Below are 16,231 nucleotides of genomic sequence, written 5' to 3'. Positions count from 1 at the left end.
CGGATGACCGCCGTTGAAGTGGTGACCCCCGGCGCCTGGCGTACCGTCTCAAGCACGGGCCGCAGGCTCGACGGGGAAATCCACCATCTCGGCGGTCACCTGCGCGGGCATCGACGACGCGCGATCATGCCGAACGCGGTGGCGGTGGCAGTGACCTGGTACGGCGTCGACGGCGCGCCCGCCCACACCTCCTTCGGCTTCACGCCGGGGCAGTTCGGCCGGCTGGTGCTTCGCACTCCTCGGCTGCTGCTGCTCCTGCTCCTGCTCTGGTGGGAGACGGACAAGCTCCTGGCCCGCCGGTCCGGAGGCTCCTGATGCGCCGGCGGTCCGCGGCGACCGGGCTGCACAACAGCCACGGGCTTCTCGCCCGGGCACGGGCTGTGCCGGGGATCCGCGCGGTCTCGTCCTACCGGCGGGAGTGGCTGGTCAAGGACCTGGTCGCGGGGGTCGTCCTGACCACGCTGCTGGTGCCGCAGGGCATGGCGTACGCCGAGCTGGCAGGCCTGCCGCCGATCACCGGCCTCTACACGACCATCCTCTGCCTGCTCGGATACGCGGTGTGCGGGCCGTCGCGGCTCCTGGTGCTGGGTCCGGATTCCTCGCTGGGGCCGATGATCGCGGCCACCGTACTGCCCCTGGTGGCGGCCGACGGGGATCCCGACCGGGCCGTCGCACTGGCGTCGATGCTCGCGCTCATGGTGGCGACCGTCATGATCCTGGCATCGGTGGCGAAGCTCGGTTTCATCGCCGACCTGATCTCCAAACCGACGATGATCGGCTACATGAACGGCCTGGCGCTGACCATTCTGATCGGTCAGCTTCCCAAGCTGCTCGGCTTCAACGTCGAGGCGGACCACCTGATCGGCGAATGCGCCGGCTTCGTGCAGAAGCTCGCCGAGGGGGCGGCGGTGCCGGCCGCCGCGGCGGTCGGCGTCGGCGGGCTCGTCGTGATCCTGGTGCTGCAGCGCTTCCTGCCGAAGATCCCCGCCGTTCTCGCGATGGTGGTCCTGGCGATCGCCGCGGCCACAGTCTTCGACCTGGGCGGTCGCGGCGTGAGCCTGGTCGGAGAACTACCCGAGGGCTTCCCGCCGTTCACTCTCCCTGAGGTGCGGCTCGCCGACCTGCCGCTGCTGATCGGCGGTGCCCTGGGCATCGCGCTGGTCTCACTGGCCGACACGATCTCCAACGCGTCGGCCTTCGCAGCCCGCACGGGGCAGGAGATCCGCGGCAATCAGGAGATGGCCGGAGTCGGCGTGGCCAACCTGGCGGCCGGTCTCTTCCAGGGCTTCCCCGTGAGCACGAGCGGATCCCGTACGGCGGTGGCGGAGCGTGCGGGGGCCAGGAGTCAGCTCACCGGGGTCGTCGGAGCGGCGCTCATCGCCCTCATGCTCGTGCTGGCTCCAGGCCTGTTCCGCAATCTCCCCCAGCCGGCCCTCGCCGCCGTGGTCATCACGGCGTCGCTGTCCCTGGCCGACATCCCCGGGTCGGTACGGCTGTGGCGGCAGAGCCGCGCGGATTTCCTGCTGTGCTGCGCGGCCTTCCTCGGTGTGGCCCTGCTCGGCGTGCTGCCCGGGATCGCCATCGCCGTGGCCCTGTCCGTCCTCAACGTCTTCCGGCGCGCCTGGTGGCCCTACCACACCGTCCTCGGGCGGGTGAAGGGTCTGGAGGGCTACCACGACGTCCGCTTCCACCCCCAGGCCCGGCAGCTGCCGGGGCTGGTCATCTACCGGTTCGACGCCCCGCTCTTCTTCGCCAACGCCAAGACCTTCCGCGACGAGATCAGGCGACTGGCCGGCGCGGACCCGCGGCCGATCTGGATCGTGGTCGCGGCGGAGCCCATGACCGACGTGGACACCACCGCCGCCGACGTTCTGGAGGACCTCGACGAAACGCTCAACGCGGAGCACGTGCACCTGGTGTTCGCCGAGCTGAAGGACCCCGTGCGGCGGAAGATCGAGCGGTACGAACTCACCCGCACCATCGACCCCGACCACTTCTTCCCCACCGTGGAGGCCGCCGTCGCCGCATTCCGCCGCCACACGGGAGCCGAGTGGACCGGCAACAGCCCCTGATCAGGCGCTACCGCGTCCTGCCGCGACGCGCCCCATCGTCAGGGCCAGACTCCGTACCCGGCGCCAGTCCATCGGCGGTGCGACGTGCGGTACGCCGGGCCGGTTCCTGGGCACGCGCACGCGCAGAGCGCCGGGCGCGACACGACAGCGCACCGGCGTGGGCAACGTCAGCGCCTCACCGTCGACACCGACCGGAACGACGGGAGTGTCGGCGTCGACGACCACCTCGTGGACGGTGACAGCGGTCAGCCCGCGGCCCTGGGCGCCCCGCAGCAGGAGATCCGTCGCCTCGGCCGCGTTGCCGACGCCGACGCCCAGCACCCCCAGCTCGCCGGAGTCCAGACGCTGTCGGCGTCCCAGGCCCGCCGAGTCGCCCCTCTCGTAGGGGTTGTTGCTCACCAGCACGGCCTGGGGGCCGTCCAGGCTCAGCGAACCGGCTCGGACACTCAGCCGCGCGCCGCTGTGGTGGGTCAGCAGATCCGGCAGCATCTCCAGGATCGTGCGGGCCTTGTCGTCGCGATAGGCGGGACTCTGCACGACTTCGGCGTACACGCCGAACGAGGCGTTGTTGATGAAGACGCGCTCCGCGCTCGGGTCCGCAAGCTCTCCCGCATGGAGGTAGCCGAGGTCGATGCGCAGTTCGACTCCGTCCGTCAGAGCCTCCAGGCACGTGGAGGGATCCTGCCGGTCCAGGCCCAGGTCCATCGCGAAGTGGTTGCGAGTGCCGGCGCTGATCACCATGAAGGGCAGGCCGTGTTCCGCAGCCACACCGGCGACCAGGGCCTGTGTACCGTCACCGCCCGCGACGCCGAGCAGGTCGGCCCCGTCCCGGACGGCCTGGCGCGCCAGCTCGGCGACATCCTGCGGCCGGGCCGGATCCAGCACGACGACCTCGGCACCGAGGGCCCTGGCTCGCTCCGCCAGGTGAAACTTTTCGACCTTTCCGCCGCCCGAGCGCGGATTCATGATCAGGAACGGGTGTGCGGGCCGGCCGGCGGACCGCTCCGGCATCCCCGGCGTGGCGTCGCCCACGAGGGCGGCCCTGCCCGCGGAAACGGCCACCGCCCACAGTCCGAGCGAGACCAGTACGACCCACAGCAGCCCGGCAGCCGCGTAGAGGATCAGGACCCCGAGCGGCGCGGCGACCACCAGCACGGCGGCCAACAGCCTGATCCAGCCGGTGTGGGTGAGCATCCACCACCCGCCGGCCGCCGTGAGCACCAGTCCCGCCCACCCCACCGCCATGAGCACGAGGCTTCCGAGCCCGGCGAAGACCACCAGCACGAGAAGCGCCGCCGCGCCCGCCGCGAGGGACAGACGCGCGGTCCAACGCCTGCTCATGGGACAACCTCCCGCTGCTTGACCGACCGCCGGACAGCCCGCCCGCAGATGTCCCCTTCAGGGTAGGGGCGGTCACCCCGCGCGGCACGTCCCCCGGCCTCCCGCCACGCCCGGAGATGCCCGGTCTGCCGCGCGGCGTGACAATGGGCTATCTGCTGTTCCCCTGATCGTTGGCGGATCGGAGCCACCCATGGCGGACCTCACGTTCGAGCAGAAGCGCTCCTTGTCACGGTTGGAGGCCGCCGATCAGCTCTCCGCGCTCGCGGAGGCGCTGAGGCGCGGCGGCAGTGCCGAACTGGAACTCGGCCCGGGGACGCTGACCCTGCGCATCCCCGACGAGCTGCGCACCGAGATCGAGGTCGAGGTCGACGACGGACAGATCGAGCTGGAGTTCGAACTCAAGTGGCCCATCGCGCAGACCGCGGCCGCCTCATCGCGGACGGCGGCCGGCACGGAGACGGGGCAGGACGAGGAGTAGACGCGCGTGCCACGGGGTGACGTCGGCGGTCGGCAGGGGCGCGGACGGCACCACCCCCAGAGCCTGGGGACAGGTGCACCCAGCCGTTCCGTCCCCGAAGGAAAGCCATGCATCACGATCCGCCGGTGTCCGCGTCAGAGGGGCCGCCACCCGAGCCGTCCACCGGCTCCGGGAAGCGGCGCTGGTCGCCCCGCCTGACGCTGCCCGGCTGCTGGGGCGCGCTCCTCCTGGCGTGTTTGTCCTTCACTCCGTCGCTGCTTCCCCGCGGGGGCATTCTCCAAGGGCTGATCTGCGGCATCACCGCAGTCATCGGGTACGGGCTCGGCGTGCTCGCCGCCTACGTGTGGCGTGCCTTCGCCGACCGGGACGCACGGCCCCCCTCACACAGGTCATGGCTCGTTCTGATCGTCTGCACGATCGTGCTCTTCGGCCTCTCGTTCGGGCTCGGACAGTACTGGCAGCACGAGATCCGCAGGCTCATGGGAGTCACCGACTACAACGTCCTCACCGCCGTAGCCTGCCCGTTCGTCGCCGCTCTCGTCTTCTGGCTCCTGCTGCTGGCCGGCCGCGGGCTGCGGCGCCTGTACCGCTGGGCCGCCCGCCTGCTCGGGCGCTGGATCGGGCCGCGGGCGGCGCGGGTGGTCGGCTGGCTGCTGGTGGCGGGGCTGGCCTGGTCCGCGTTCAGCGGTCTGCTGCTGGGCGGCTTCGTGAACGCGGCCAACGAGGCGTTCTCGGTCCGCGACACGCAGACGCCGGAGGGCGTGCACCAGCCCACGTCCGCTCTGCGCTCGGGCGGGCCCGGTTCTCTGGTGCCGTGGGACTCGCTGGGCAGGGAGGGCCGGGCCTTCACCGGCAGCGGACCGTCGGCCCGGGACATCGGCGCGTTCACCCATCGCACGGCGCAGGAGCCCGTCCGGGCCTACGCCGGGCTGGCGACGTCCGACGACGCGGAGAGCCGGGCGGAGCGAGCCGTCGCGGACCTCGAACGGGCGGGCGGCTTCACACGCGAGAACCTGCTCGTGATGACCACCACGGGAAGCGGCTGGGTCGATCCCGCCGCTGTGGACTCGTTCGAGTACCTCGGCAACGGCGACGCGGCCACCGTGGCGGTGCAGTACTCGTATCTGCCGTCGTGGCTGTCCTATCTCGTCGACCAGTCCAAGGCGCGCGCGGCCGGCCGCGAACTGTTCGACGCCGTCTACGACGTCTGGTCCAAGCTGCCCCCGGACCGGCGTCCCCAGCTGTTCGTGGCCGGTGAGAGCCTTGGTTCGTTCGGCGGCGAGACGGCCTTCAGCGGGGAATACGACCTGCGCAACCGCACCGCCGGCACCCTGTTCGCCGGTCCGCCCAACTTCAACACCCTGTTCCGCGAGTTCAGCGATCACCGCGACTCGGGGAGTCCCGAGATCGAGCCCGTCTACAAGGACGGGCGGACCGTGCGGTTCACGGAGGACCCGACCGCCGGGATGTCTCCCGCGCAGCGACCGTGGGACGGTACGAGGGTGCTCTACCTCATGCACCCTTCGGACCCGATCGTCTGGTGGAGCCCGAATCTGGCCCTTTCCGAACCCGACTGGATCGGACAGGCGCCCGGCAAGGACGTGCTCGGCGCGATGGTCTGGATGCCCTTCGTGACCTTCTGGCAGGTCACCGCCGACCTGCCGTTCTCCACGGGCGTCCCGGACGGCCACGGCCACACGTACAAAGCCGCGTACGTCGACGGCTGGAACGCCGTCATGCGGCCGACGGGGTTCACGGCGCAGGACCTGGAGCGGCTGAGGAACATCATCCGGCCGGAGGGCTGAGCCCGGACGCCACGCGGCCTCGCCGTCGCGTGGTTCAGCGCATTCAGCGCAGCAGGAACCCGGCCACGTAGCCGAACGCGTTGACCGCCCAGTGCAGGCCCATGGGAGCCAGCAGACTGCCGCTGCGGCGACGCAGTTCGCAGAACAGGACGCCCGCTGCCGCCGTGAACAGCACGGTCGCCGACACCGTCAGGGCGCCACCGAGCGCGGAGTCGCCGAAGACCGCGGTCAGGGCGGGTTTGGCCGTCGCCAGGTGCAAGGACGGCAGCACGTGCCACAGGCCGAACAACAGACTCGACACGGTGGTGGCCCAGACGGCCCCGCGGTCGCGGAGCACCAGACCGTAGAGCACGCCGCGGAAGGCGAACTCCTCCACCAGAACGGTGCCGACGGGCACGAGCACGAGCACACGCATCAACAGCTCGCCCCCGTCCATCCCGTCGTACCGCCGGTCCTCGAACAGCGTTCGGGTGGCCGGCAGGAGCGCCCCGGCCAAGTAGACGGCGGCGACCAGACCGATCAGGACCAGCGCCCACCGGGTACCGCGGGCCAGCGTGCCGGACGCCAGGCCCACGTCGGCCCGGGTACCGCCGGCCCAGCGGAGCACGCCGAGCAGCAGGACGCCGACCACGACGGCCGGCACCAGGCGGGCCAGCCCTGACAGCCCTGACAAGGCGGTCCATCGGTGCATGACCAGGTTGGCGGCGAGGAGTACGGCAACCGTGAGGACCACGGCGGGCCAGGTGCCGATCCGTCCGAGACGTCGGGTCCCTGCCGCGCCGCCCGCGGCGCGGCCCCGTACCTCTCGCCGCTCGGCATCGTCGGGGTCACGGCAGGGCATGAGGGTCAGTCCTTCGGATTCGCCGACGGTTCGTCTCCCCCTCCCCTCGGCCTCACGCTACCGGGCGCCTCCCCGGGGTGCCCCGTGGCGAACGCCCGTCCTCCTCCGCATGCGCGGCGCCGACACCGGGCGCAGGCTATGCGTGGCGCATGACCGAAGCGAGAGGGTCCGTCCCCCTTCCGGCGGCGCTGTCGACCCCGCAAAGCCGTCGGGGCCACGGTCTCGGGGGCATCGCGGTACTCGGCCGGCGCAGGGCCGGCGAGGGCCTCCCTCAGCGTCCGGGGTCTGCTGGCCTGCGGGGCCTCGGCCGAACGAAGGAGGGCTTGTGTGAACCACTACCCGCCCATCGCCGAGCACGGTCTGATCGGCGACCTCCAGACGGCCGCGCTGGTGTCATCCGGCGGAACGATCGACTGGTGGTGTACGCCACGCTTCGATTCCCCGAGCATCTTCGGCTCGCTCCTCGACAGTGAGCGAGGAGGCCACTGCCGACTCGCCGCGGATCTCCCGGCCGACAGTGGTGGGACGGTTCGCCAGCTGTACCTCTCCGACACCGCCGTCCTGGTGAACCGCTTCCTGACTCCGGATGGCGTCGGCGAGGTCGCCGACTTCATGGAGCCGATCGAGGGCACCGTCCCGACGGACCGGCACCGTCTGGTCAGGGCCGTCCGGGTGGTCCGGGGCAGCCTGTCCTTCACGTTCTCCTGCAGCCCGCGCTTCGACTACGCCCGGGCCTCCCACTCGCTCACCCGGACCGATGACCACTCGGCGGTCTTCCACGGTCCGGGGACGGACCTTCACGTTCAGGCGACAGATCGCGTCACGCTGCAGCGGGAGGGTGACGACGTCACAGCCCGTTTCACCCTGAGGGCCGGCGAAGTGGCCGCTGTCGTCCTGACCAGCACCGCGAGCGGCGACCCGGGCACGCTCGCGCCCTCCCCGGACGACGTCGCCGACGAGCTGGAGAGCTGCCGCACCTTCTGGCACGCCTGGCTGCGCTCCTCCACCTACCGCGGCCGCTGGCGCGACATGGTCAACCGCTCGGCGATCACCCTCAAGCTGCTGACGTACGCCCCCACCGGGGCACCGATCGCCGCGGCGACCATGGGACTGCCCGAGCAGGTCGGAGGCGAGCGCAACTGGGACTACCGGTACACGTGGGTCCGCGACGCCTCGCTGTCCGTCCGGGCCCTGATCGACCTGGGTTTCGAGGACGAGGCGCACGCCTTCCGCCGCTGGCTGCGCGACCGCATCGAGGCCGGCCCGACCCCATCGGGCGACCCGCTGCAGATCATGTACCGGGTCGACGGAGAGCCCCATCTGAGCGAGGAGACCCTCGACCATCTGGAGGGCTACATGGGCTCCTCGCCCGTACGGGCGGGCAACGCGGCGGCCGACCAGCTCCAGCTCGACATCTACGGCGAGGCCGCCGACGCCCTCGCCGTGCCCGGCGACATGGGCGCCATCCGCGGCTGGAAGGCCATCAGCGACGTCCTGGACTGGCTCGCCGACAACTGGGACCGCCCGGACGAAGGCATCTGGGAAACCCGCGGGGGCCGCCAGAACTTCACCTACAGCCGGCTGATGACCTGGGTCGCCTTCGACCGCGGCATCCGCCTGGCGACCACCCACTCCCGTCCCGCCGACGTCACCCGCTGGACAGGGGCCCGCGACGCGGTCTTCCGGCAGATCGTCGAACGCGGGTGGAACGAGGAGCGGCAGGCGTTCGTACAGCACTACGACACCGACGTCCTGGACGCCTCGCTCCTGCTCATGCCCCGGGTCGGCTTCCTGTCGCCTCGGGACAAGATGCTCACCTACGCCAACCACGTCGGCCTGTTCGCCGAGGAGATCGGACCTTCGGGCGAACAACTCGGCAACTTTCCACAGGCGTTCACTCATCTCGCCCTCGTCGCCGCGGCCATGGCCCTCGACGAACAGCTCGACAAGGCGGAGACACGGCAGGGCCCCGGGGCCGGACGTCCCCGCCCTGCGGGGAGCGGAGGTGAAGCCAGTGGCTGACACAGATGCGCCGGGACGTCCGTCGGCGGCACAGCGGCGGATCCTCGCCCCGCTCGCCCTCGCTCAGTTCATCTGCAGCTTCGCCGGCTCCAACATGAACGTGATGATCAATGACATCAGTGAGGACCTCGACACCACCGTGCAGGGTGTGCAGGTCGCGATCACGATCTTCCTGCTCGTCATGGCTGCGCTGATGATCCCCGGCGGCAAGCTGACCGACCGGTACGGCCGCAAGCGCTGCTTCCTGGCCGGCCTCGTCGTCTATGGGATCGGCGCCCTGCTGAGCGCGGCCGCCCCGGGTCTGGGGGTTCTGATCCTCGGCAACTCGATCCTCGAGGGTGTCGGCACGGCCCTGCTCATCCCGCCCGTGTACATCCTTACGACACTTCTCTTCACGGACATGGCCTCCCGGGCTCGCGCGTTCGGGACGATCATGGCGTTGGGCGGCATCGGCGCCGCCGCAGGTCCGCTGATCGGCGGGCTCATCACCACGTGGATCAGCTGGCGGGCCGCCTTCGTCTTCCAGGCCCTGGTGATCGCGTTGATCATCGTGCTGAGCCGTCACCTCGAGGATCCCCTGCCGCCGGATCCGACGCGCCCCTTCGACACCGTCGGAGCCCTCCTCTCGGCCGCCGGCCTCGTCCTCGTCGTCCTGGGCATCCTGGCCGCCGACGACAACGTCTGGCTGATGACCGGCCTGGTCGCCCTCGGCGCACTGACTCTGCTGTGGTTCTTCCGCCACGTACGCGCCCGCGAGGCGGCCGGCAAGGAACCGCTGCTGTCCACCAGCCTGTTCCGCAACCGCACCTCCAATCTCGGGCTCGTCACCCAGAACGTCCAATGGCTGCTGCTCATGGGGTCCTCGTTCACAGTGGCGGCCTATCTGCAGGTCGTACGGGGCTACGACGCCATCGAGACCGGCATCGTCTTCACCGCGGCCACCCTCGGCCTGCTCGCCTCGTCCCTGGCCGCCGAACGCCTCGCGAAACAGCGGGCCCAGCGCACCCTGATCATCGCGGGGTTCGTCGTCACGGTCACCGGCATCGTCGTGCTGATCGCCATGGTCAACAGCTTCCCGAGCGCCTGGGCCTTCGCCCCCGGACTGCTCCTGCTCGGCCTGGGCCTCGGCGTGATGCTGACGCCGTCGGTCAACATCGTCCAGTCGAGCTTCCCCGAGGTTCAGCAGGGCGAGATCTCCGGCCTCTCGCGCAGCGTGTCGAACCTCGGCTCCTCACTGGGCACCGCCGTCGCCGGCACGATCCTCGTCGCAGGACTCACCACCAGTGCCTACGCCGCCGCCATGATGGCCCTCGCCGCCGTGGGACTCGTAGGACTCGCCGCCGCGGCGTTCCTTCCCAGGGCGCCGGCCACGGGAGCCTGACCGGACGGACGGTCGGCTCGGCCTCCGCGGCCGCTTGCCTCCACACGTCGGTCCAGGGCTGCGGCTGCCGGCCGCGACGTCAGGTCTCCCGCATCGGCGAGTACACCTCCGCGTCGAGGCCGAACGTCCAGGCCACCCCCTGCCTCGCGGTCCGTGTGTCCGGGGGCACCCGCAGCCAGTACGTGCGGCTCGTACCGTCCGGCTCCGGCGTGGAGTTGACCACCTCCACCATCACGACGTCCTCGTCGCCCGGGAGCGGCATCCGCCACAGGACACCCGTCCCGTCCCGGTGCACCGGCTCGGCATCGGATGCGGTGAGGTAGCGCTCGTAGCCGTAGTGCTCCAGCATCACCCGGCGCAGCTCCGCGTTCTCCTCCTCCCTGATGCGCTCGGGCGTCAACGCGTCCAGGCCGGCCAGGAAATCCGCGGGCACGGGCATCCCACGCCACGCGTACAGCGCGAAGCCGTCCGGGAAGGCGAGGGCGGGCCCGTCACCGCGGTCCAGGCGGCCCGCCTCGTCACGGTGCAGCTCCACCGGGCGCTCGCACACCACGGCCAGCCGCTCGTACGGCCACCACCAGCCCGCTGCCCGGGCCACCGCGGCGAGCCCCTCCAGCGGTGCGCCCTCGCCCGTGTCGAACGCGCACAGCCAGGCCGCGTCGTGCTGACCCAGTACGGCGTCCAGGAGCAGCAGTCGGACCTCCGCCTCCTCTGCGGCGTCCTCCGCCAGCTCCTCCACGAGCCCGGTGCGGATACGCCCGGCCAGCCGTTCGGTGTTCTCCCACAACCGGGCGCCCGTCAGGCCCCACCTCCGGCCCCAGCCCCGGGGACCCAGCCGCTCCTGCGAGCGCGCGCGTTCGGCCGCCCACGGCGCGCTGCGAACCGTCTCCCGCACGCTCCGCCCCCTCACGTCCGTCCCCCACGGGCCGTCCGGATCACCCAGCAGGCCCATCGCAGCCCGCGGCGAATCCGCCCATACGATCCGCTCGGGTTCGGGGAGGCCCGCCGCGCGGTACGCGAGACGCACGCCCGCCTCCGCCGACGCACGGTCCGCCGGCCCGGTCGCCGCCGCGACCGCCCGCCACCCGCCAAGACCGTGCACTGCGCCCGTCACTTCCGGCAGGTCCCTCACATCGACCGTCACGTCCGTCACGTCCGTCACGTCCGTCATGTCCGTCGCACCCTTCGCACCCGCCGCTCCCGTCATGTCCCGCAGCTCCGCCCCGCCCACCTCGTCCGTCCCCTCCACCAAGGCCCCCTCCGTCGCGCTCACCACATCTCCCGCCGTCACTCAGTCCGCCACGATCCGCACCGAGCCCGGCACGTACTCCCGCTGCCGGACCACCCGGTACCAGCCCTTCGGCAGCGGTATCGCTGCGTGCTCCTCGTGCACCACCCGCCCTCCGTCGGGCAGATGCAGCAGGAGCGGCGCCAGCGGTCCCGGCTCCCGCACCAGCCGGCCCGGCCCCAGCACGGCGTGTGCGTGCCCGGTCACCTCGCCCAGCGCCAGTACGAGCCGCCCGCGCCCGTCCCGCGGTTCCGAAGGCGCATCCGCGGCGTACAGCGGCACCTCCGCCTCCGCGAGCGGCACGATGAGAACGTCCCCCTGCCGGTACATGCGTGTCCCCTTCCCACGCGCCGCCCGGTGCGCCGCGTCGTTTCCGAAGCTACGGCGAGGCACTGACAACGGCTCTTCACCCGCCCTGCCTCGGGCGGTGTCAGAGCCGCTTGCTACAACTTGCTGACGCATCGGAAGCGGCGCACCGGACTCAGCACCGGACGAGACAGGCGAGGAACGGCGGGGACCATGAGTTACGCGAGCCATCTGCGGGAGTCGTACGGACTGCCCGTCTTCGACTTTCCGGGGTCCGGCGACGAGAAGGGCATGGACCGGCTGCCCGAGGCGGACGCCGTCGCATGGCGGGTCTCCTCCGACACCTACGATGCGGAGGAGACCTGGCCCGAGGCGTTCGCCCGGTTCACCGCGGCCGTCGACACCACCCGCGTCCGCGCGATCGTCGTCGGCGCATGGGAGGACGCGTACGACAGCGGCCCCGCGGAAATCATCGCCGCGCTCCTCGACGCCCGCCCCCGACTCCCCGCTCTGCGGGCCCTGTTCCTCGGGGACATGGAGTCCGAGGAGTGCGAGATCTCCTGGATCAACCAGGGCGACGTCGGCCCGCTCCTCGACGGCTTCCCCGAACTGGAGGAGTTCGGGGTCCGCGGGGGCAGCGGCCTCGTCATCCCTCCCTTCACCCACCAGCGGCTGCGCTCCCTCACCGTCGAGACCGGCGGAATGCCCGCCCGGGCCGTACGCAACGTCGCCGCCGGCGACCTGCCCGCCCTGGAGCGCCTCGACCTCTGGCTGGGCACGGCGGAGTACAGCGGCGACTGCACGCTCGGCGACCTGGAACCGATCATGGCCGGCGACCGTCTGCCGAGCTTGTCCCACCTCGGCCTGCGCAACAGCGACATCCAGGACGAGATCGCAACGGCCATGGCCTCCGCGCCGGTCGTCGCCCGGCTGGAGATCCTCGACCTGTCCATGGGTGTCCTCACCGACCAGGGCGGCGCCGCACTGCTCGGCGGCCAGCCCCTCACCCACCTCGCCGCCCTCGACCTCCACCACAACTACCTCAGCGACCCGCTGAAGGAGCGCTTCCGGGAGACCCTGGAGAGCGCCGGCGTTCGGCTGAACCTCGACCGGGGCCGCGCCGACGAGGACGAGTGGGACGGCCGCGTCTGGCGCTTCGTGGCCGTCGGCGAGTAGCGCGGCGGCCATGACGGAGCACACGCCCCCGCGCTGGGCGGTCGTCGGCAACCCGGAGAACCGCCGCGTCGCCCTGTTCACCCGGGCCGTCCGCGACTCCGGGCTGTCCGCGCCCCGCATCGTGCCCTGGACCTCCGTCCTGCGCGAGGGCGGTGCCGCGTTCGCCACCGACGAGTTCGTACGCCTCGACTCCCCGGGGGAGAACGCCGAGGTGGACCGGGCCCTGCGCGGCCTTGACGACCCCACCCGCGTGGAGGGCGGCGCACGCTGGTACGCGCGATTCACCGCGGCCGTACGGAGCCTCACCGGCGGCGTACGCCTCGACGACCCCGACGAACTGGCCGTCCTCTTCGACAAGCGGCACTGCCACCGCACCCTGGACACCGCCGGGGTACCCGTTCCCCGGTCCCCCACCTCCGGCGGCGGTACACCGGTGCGCGGCTGGGACGACGTACGTGCCCTCATGGACGCGCACGACATGCCCCGCGTGTTCGTGAAACTCGCCCACGGCTCGTCCGCGTCCGGCATCGTCGCCGTCGAGACGGCCGGCCGGGGCCGCGTCCGGGCCACCACCTCGGTCGAGACGGCCCAGGACGGACGCCTGCACAATTCCCTGCGGGTGCGGCGCCTCACGGGCGAGCGGGAGACCGCCGCGCTGGTCGACGCACTCGCCCCCGACGGACTCCACGTGGAACGCTGGTGGCCCAAGGCCTCCCTGGGAGGCCGCGCGGCCGACCTGCGCGTCGTCGTCGTGGCGGGCCGGGCCACCCACGCCGTGGTCCGCACGAGCCACTCGCCCATGACCAACCTCCACCTCGGCGGGACCCGCGGCGACCTGTCCGCCGTGGTCGAGGCGGCGGGCCCCGGCTGGGCCGACGCCCTGGACATCTGCGAACGGGCCGCGGCCTGTTTCCCCGGCACCCTGTGCGTCGGCGTCGACCTGCTGCCCGCGGTCGGCTGGCGGCGGTTCGCCGTCGCGGAGGTCAACGCCTTCGGTGACCTGCTGCCCGGCCTGAGCGGCCTGCCGGGCAGCGGAGCCGAGGGCCTCGACACGTACGCCGCCCAGGTCGCCGCCGCCCCGCCGTACGTACGGCACCGCGCACGTCCGCAGCACCACGCGAGGAAGCACCACCATGCAACAGCCTGAGCACGGCCCGATCCCTGGCACGTCCGAGCCCCGTGCCACCGGGACGCGCACGAACGAGCCGCGTGTGAACGAGCCCGGTGGGAACGCGCCGGAAACGGCTGGGCCCGACATGAACGAGGTCGTCGGCCGCGACGACCTGCTCCTGCTCACCCTGGACACCCTCCGGTACGACGTCGCGGCGGAACTGGCCGCAGCAGGTCGCATCCCGCATCTGGCCCGCCATCTGCCCGGCGGCGCGTGGGAGCGGCGGCATGCCCCGGGCAGCTTCACCTATGCGTCCCACCAGGCGATGTTCGCCGGATTCCTGCCCACCCCGGCCGTGCCGGGACCGCACCCGAGGCTGTTCGCCGCGCGCTTCGCCGGCAGCGAGACCACCGCCGGACGCACCTACGTCTTCGACACCCCGGACCTGGTCTCCGGTCTGGCCGCGGCCGGGTACCGCACCGTGTGCGTGGGCGGCGTCGGCTTCTTCAACAAACAGGGCGCCCTGGGCGACGTACTCCCCGGGATGTTCCAGGAGAGCCACTGGGAGCCGGAGTTCGGCGTGGCGTCCCCGACCTCCTTCGAGGCGCAGGTGGAGCGGGCGGAGCGGATCGTCGGATCCCTCGCCGCGGAGCAGCGGCTGTTCCTCTTCCTCAACGCGTCCGCACTGCACCAGCCCAACTGGTTCCACCTGCCCGGCGCCACCCGCGAGGCGGGGGACAGCCGCGCCACCCACGCCGCCGCCCTGGAGTACATCGACCGCCACATCGGCCGGCTCTTCGCCGCCATGAGCTCGCGCCGCCGCTGCTTCGCCCTCGTCTGCTCCGACCACGGCACGACCTACGGCGACGACGGCTACACCGGCCACCGCCTCGCCCACGAGGCCGTGTGGACCGTGCCGTACGCCCACTTCTTCCTGGAGCCGTCCGCATGACCGCCACCGCCACCGCTGCCGGCACCGGCACCGGCATGGACACCGCGCCCGCCCTGGCCGGCGCCGCCACCGCCGCCACCGCTGCCACTGCTGCCACCGCCACTCCCACCGAGGCGGACACCGGTCGCCAGGTCCGCCCCTACCAGAGCTACGTCTACGCCTACCCCCACAAGACCGCTTACCGCCCGCTGCCCGACCGGCCCGCCCTGCGCGACCTCTGGCGCGGCGAGGACAAGAACGCGCTCTCCCTCTACCTCCACATACCCTTCTGCGAGGTCCGCTGCGGCTTCTGCAACCTCTTCACCCGCATCGGGGCGCCCGACGGCCTCACCGGCCGCTACCTCGACGCACTCGACCGCCAGGCCGCCGCCGTCCACGAGGCCCTCGGCAACGGCGACGACGGCCCGGTCAGGTTCGTCAACGCCGCGTTCGGCGGCGGCACGCCGACCTTCCTCACCGCCGACGAGCTGACCCGGCTCTGCGACATCGCCGAGCGGCGCCTGGGCGCCGACCTGCGCGCCGTCCCCCTCTCCGTCGAGACCTCACCCGCCACCGCGACCGCCGACCGGCTCGCCGTGCTCGCCGAGCGCGGCGCCACCCGTCTCAGCATCGGCGTCCAGAGCTTCGTCGACGCGGAGGCGCGGGCCGCCGTACGCCCTCAGCGCCGTGCCGACGTCGAGGCCGCGCTCGGCCGGATCCGCGAGGCCCGCATCCCGGTGCTCAACATCGACCTCATCTACGGCATCGACGGCCAGACACCCGCCACATGGCGCGCCTCCCTGGACGCGGCGCTCGCCTGGGAGCCCGAGGAGTTGTACCTCTACCCGCTGTACGTCCGCCCCCTCACCGGCCTCGCCCGGCGCACCGCACACACCGACACCCAGTGGGACGAGCAGCGCCTGCACCTCTACCGTCAGGGCCGCGACCACCTCCTCGCCCGCGGATACGAGCAGGTGTCGATGCGCATGTTCCGCCGGGCCGGCACCGCGCCGCAGGGGCCCGACGACCACGCATGCCAGACGGACGGCATGATCGGCCTGGGCTGCGGCGCCCGCTCCTACACCTCGGCCCTCCATTACTCCTTCGACTACGCCGTCGACATGGGCGAGATCCGGTCGATCATCGACGACTACACGGCCACCGACGACTTCGGGCGCGCCGTGCACGGCAGGTTCGTCGACGGCGGCGAGGCGCGCCGCCGCCACCTCCTGCAGTCCCTCCTCCAGGCCCAGGGCATGCCGCTCGCCGACTACCGCGACCGCTTCGGCACCGACCCGTACGAGGACTTCCCCGGCGAACTCGCCGCCTTCGCCGCCCGCGGCTGGCTCGAAGGAGCCGGGGCGCAGAGCGAGGAGCTGCGCCTGACCCCGGAGGGGCTCGCCCACTCCGACGCCCTAGGCCCGGCGCTCTTCTCACCCGCCGTGCGGGCCGCCATGGCCGCCTACGATCCGAAGTAGC

Annotated in this window: 14 protein-coding genes; 10 read left to right on the top strand and 4 right to left on the bottom strand. The window is 72.1% G+C overall.

Going from position 1 to position 16,231, the window contains the following annotated elements:
* Nucleotides 1–3 precede the first annotated feature (3 nt).
* Entirely contained in the window at nt 4–315 is a 312-nt protein-coding gene (locus ACWGIF_RS13185) for a hypothetical protein (protein ID WP_453495476.1), read from the top strand.
* Entirely contained in the window at nt 315–2,072 is a 1,758-nt protein-coding gene (locus ACWGIF_RS13180; RefSeq protein ID WP_453495473.1) for a SulP family inorganic anion transporter, read from the top strand. The genes ACWGIF_RS13185 and ACWGIF_RS13180 overlap by 1 nt, the downstream gene beginning before the upstream one ends.
* Here the strand turns inward: ACWGIF_RS13180 and ACWGIF_RS13175 are convergent, their stop codons facing one another.
* Entirely contained in the window at nt 2,073–3,413 is a 1,341-nt protein-coding gene (locus ACWGIF_RS13175) for a diacylglycerol/lipid kinase family protein (protein WP_453495470.1), read from the bottom strand. It lies immediately after the preceding gene.
* 190 nt (nt 3,414–3,603) lie between these two features.
* Between ACWGIF_RS13175 and ACWGIF_RS13170 the strand changes: the two genes are divergently transcribed.
* Together ACWGIF_RS13170 and ACWGIF_RS13165 are read left to right on the top strand one after the other, a co-directional pair.
* Nucleotides 3,604–3,891 carry an amphi-Trp domain-containing protein gene (locus ACWGIF_RS13170; RefSeq protein ID WP_453495467.1) on the top strand — a complete coding sequence of 96 codons (288 nt, stop codon included), beginning with the start codon at nt 3,604–3,606 and terminating at the stop codon, nt 3,889–3,891.
* A 125-nt stretch (nt 3,892–4,016) separates the two neighbouring features.
* Entirely contained in the window at nt 4,017–5,696 is a 1,680-nt protein-coding gene (locus ACWGIF_RS13165) for an alpha/beta hydrolase (protein ID WP_453495464.1), read from the top strand.
* Between the two features lie 43 nt (nt 5,697–5,739).
* Here the strand turns inward: ACWGIF_RS13165 and ACWGIF_RS13160 are convergent, their stop codons facing one another.
* Complete coding sequence (locus ACWGIF_RS13160; RefSeq protein WP_453495461.1) at nt 5,740–6,537, bottom strand: CPBP family intramembrane glutamic endopeptidase; 798 nt, start codon at nt 6,535–6,537, stop codon at nt 5,740–5,742.
* Between the two features lie 327 nt (nt 6,538–6,864).
* Here ACWGIF_RS13160 and ACWGIF_RS13155 point away from each other — a divergent pair, with 327 nt between their 5' ends.
* On the top strand, nt 6,865–8,559 hold the full coding sequence (locus tag ACWGIF_RS13155; protein ID WP_453495458.1) for a glycoside hydrolase family 15 protein: 1,695 nt from the start codon (nt 6,865–6,867) through the stop codon (nt 8,557–8,559).
* Nucleotides 8,552–9,940, top strand: a complete 1,389-nt coding sequence (locus ACWGIF_RS13150; protein WP_453495454.1) for an MFS transporter — start codon at nt 8,552–8,554, stop codon at nt 9,938–9,940. Before ACWGIF_RS13155 ends, ACWGIF_RS13150 begins: the two co-directional genes overlap by 8 nt.
* A 79-nt stretch (nt 9,941–10,019) precedes the next feature.
* Here ACWGIF_RS13150 and ACWGIF_RS13145 read toward each other — a convergent pair whose 3' ends face one another.
* The gene (locus ACWGIF_RS13145) at nt 10,020–11,213 is read right to left on the bottom strand and encodes a DUF6745 domain-containing protein (protein ID WP_453495451.1); all 1,194 of its coding nucleotides are present in this window, start codon (nt 11,211–11,213) and stop codon (nt 10,020–10,022) included.
* Nucleotides 11,214–11,231: 18 nt separating this feature from the next.
* Nucleotides 11,232–11,558, bottom strand: a complete 327-nt coding sequence (locus tag ACWGIF_RS13140; RefSeq protein WP_453495448.1) for a hypothetical protein — start codon at nt 11,556–11,558, stop codon at nt 11,232–11,234.
* A 189-nt stretch (nt 11,559–11,747) separates the two neighbouring features.
* On the opposite strand from ACWGIF_RS13140, the gene ACWGIF_RS13135 reads away from it, so the two are divergent.
* The 4 genes from ACWGIF_RS13135 (at nt 11,748) to ACWGIF_RS13120 (ending at nt 16,230) form a co-directional block, all read left to right on the top strand.
* A complete protein-coding gene (locus ACWGIF_RS13135; RefSeq protein ID WP_453495445.1) occupies nt 11,748–12,710 on the top strand; it encodes an STM4015 family protein in 963 nt (320 codons plus the stop codon).
* A gap of 10 nt (nt 12,711–12,720) precedes the next feature.
* A complete protein-coding gene (locus ACWGIF_RS13130; RefSeq protein WP_453495442.1) occupies nt 12,721–13,857 on the top strand; it encodes an STM4014 family protein in 1,137 nt (378 codons plus the stop codon).
* 109 nt (nt 13,858–13,966) lie between these two features.
* Nucleotides 13,967–14,773 (top strand): STM4013/SEN3800 family hydrolase, encoded by an 807-nt coding sequence (locus ACWGIF_RS13125; protein WP_453495561.1) that lies wholly within the window; start codon nt 13,967–13,969, stop codon nt 14,771–14,773.
* A 35-nt stretch (nt 14,774–14,808) separates the two neighbouring features.
* Nucleotides 14,809–16,230: an STM4012 family radical SAM protein gene (locus ACWGIF_RS13120; protein WP_453495558.1), complete on the top strand. Its 1,422-nt coding sequence runs from the start codon at nt 14,809–14,811 to the stop codon at nt 16,228–16,230.
* The last annotated feature ends 1 nt before the right edge of the window (nt 16,231 follow it).

The sequence above is a fragment of the Streptomyces sp. NPDC054849 genome, assembly GCF_053610945.1.
This window is presented reverse-complemented; position numbering and strand designations above follow the sequence as displayed.

Excerpts from the sequence above, each read along its gene's own strand:
- ACWGIF_RS13140 (WP_453495448.1), bottom strand. The coding sequence starts at position 11,558 with ATGTACCGGCAGGGGGACGTTCTCATCGTGCCGCTCGCGGAGGCGGAG.
- ACWGIF_RS13160 (WP_453495461.1), bottom strand. The coding sequence starts at position 6,537 with ATGCCCTGCCGTGACCCCGACGATGCCGAGCGGCGAGAGGTACGGGGC.
- ACWGIF_RS13185 (WP_453495476.1), top strand. The coding sequence starts at position 4 with ATGACCGCCGTTGAAGTGGTGACCCCCGGCGCCTGGCGTACCGTCTCA.
- ACWGIF_RS13120 (WP_453495558.1), top strand. The coding sequence starts at position 14,809 with ATGGACACCGCGCCCGCCCTGGCCGGCGCCGCCACCGCCGCCACCGCT.
- ACWGIF_RS13135 (WP_453495445.1), top strand. The coding sequence starts at position 11,748 with ATGAGTTACGCGAGCCATCTGCGGGAGTCGTACGGACTGCCCGTCTTC.
- ACWGIF_RS13125 (WP_453495561.1), top strand. The coding sequence starts at position 13,967 with ATGAACGAGGTCGTCGGCCGCGACGACCTGCTCCTGCTCACCCTGGAC.
- ACWGIF_RS13175 (WP_453495470.1), bottom strand. The coding sequence starts at position 3,413 with ATGAGCAGGCGTTGGACCGCGCGTCTGTCCCTCGCGGCGGGCGCGGCG.
- ACWGIF_RS13170 (WP_453495467.1), top strand. The coding sequence starts at position 3,604 with ATGGCGGACCTCACGTTCGAGCAGAAGCGCTCCTTGTCACGGTTGGAG.
- ACWGIF_RS13130 (WP_453495442.1), top strand. The coding sequence starts at position 12,721 with ATGACGGAGCACACGCCCCCGCGCTGGGCGGTCGTCGGCAACCCGGAG.
- ACWGIF_RS13180 (WP_453495473.1), top strand. The coding sequence starts at position 315 with ATGCGCCGGCGGTCCGCGGCGACCGGGCTGCACAACAGCCACGGGCTT.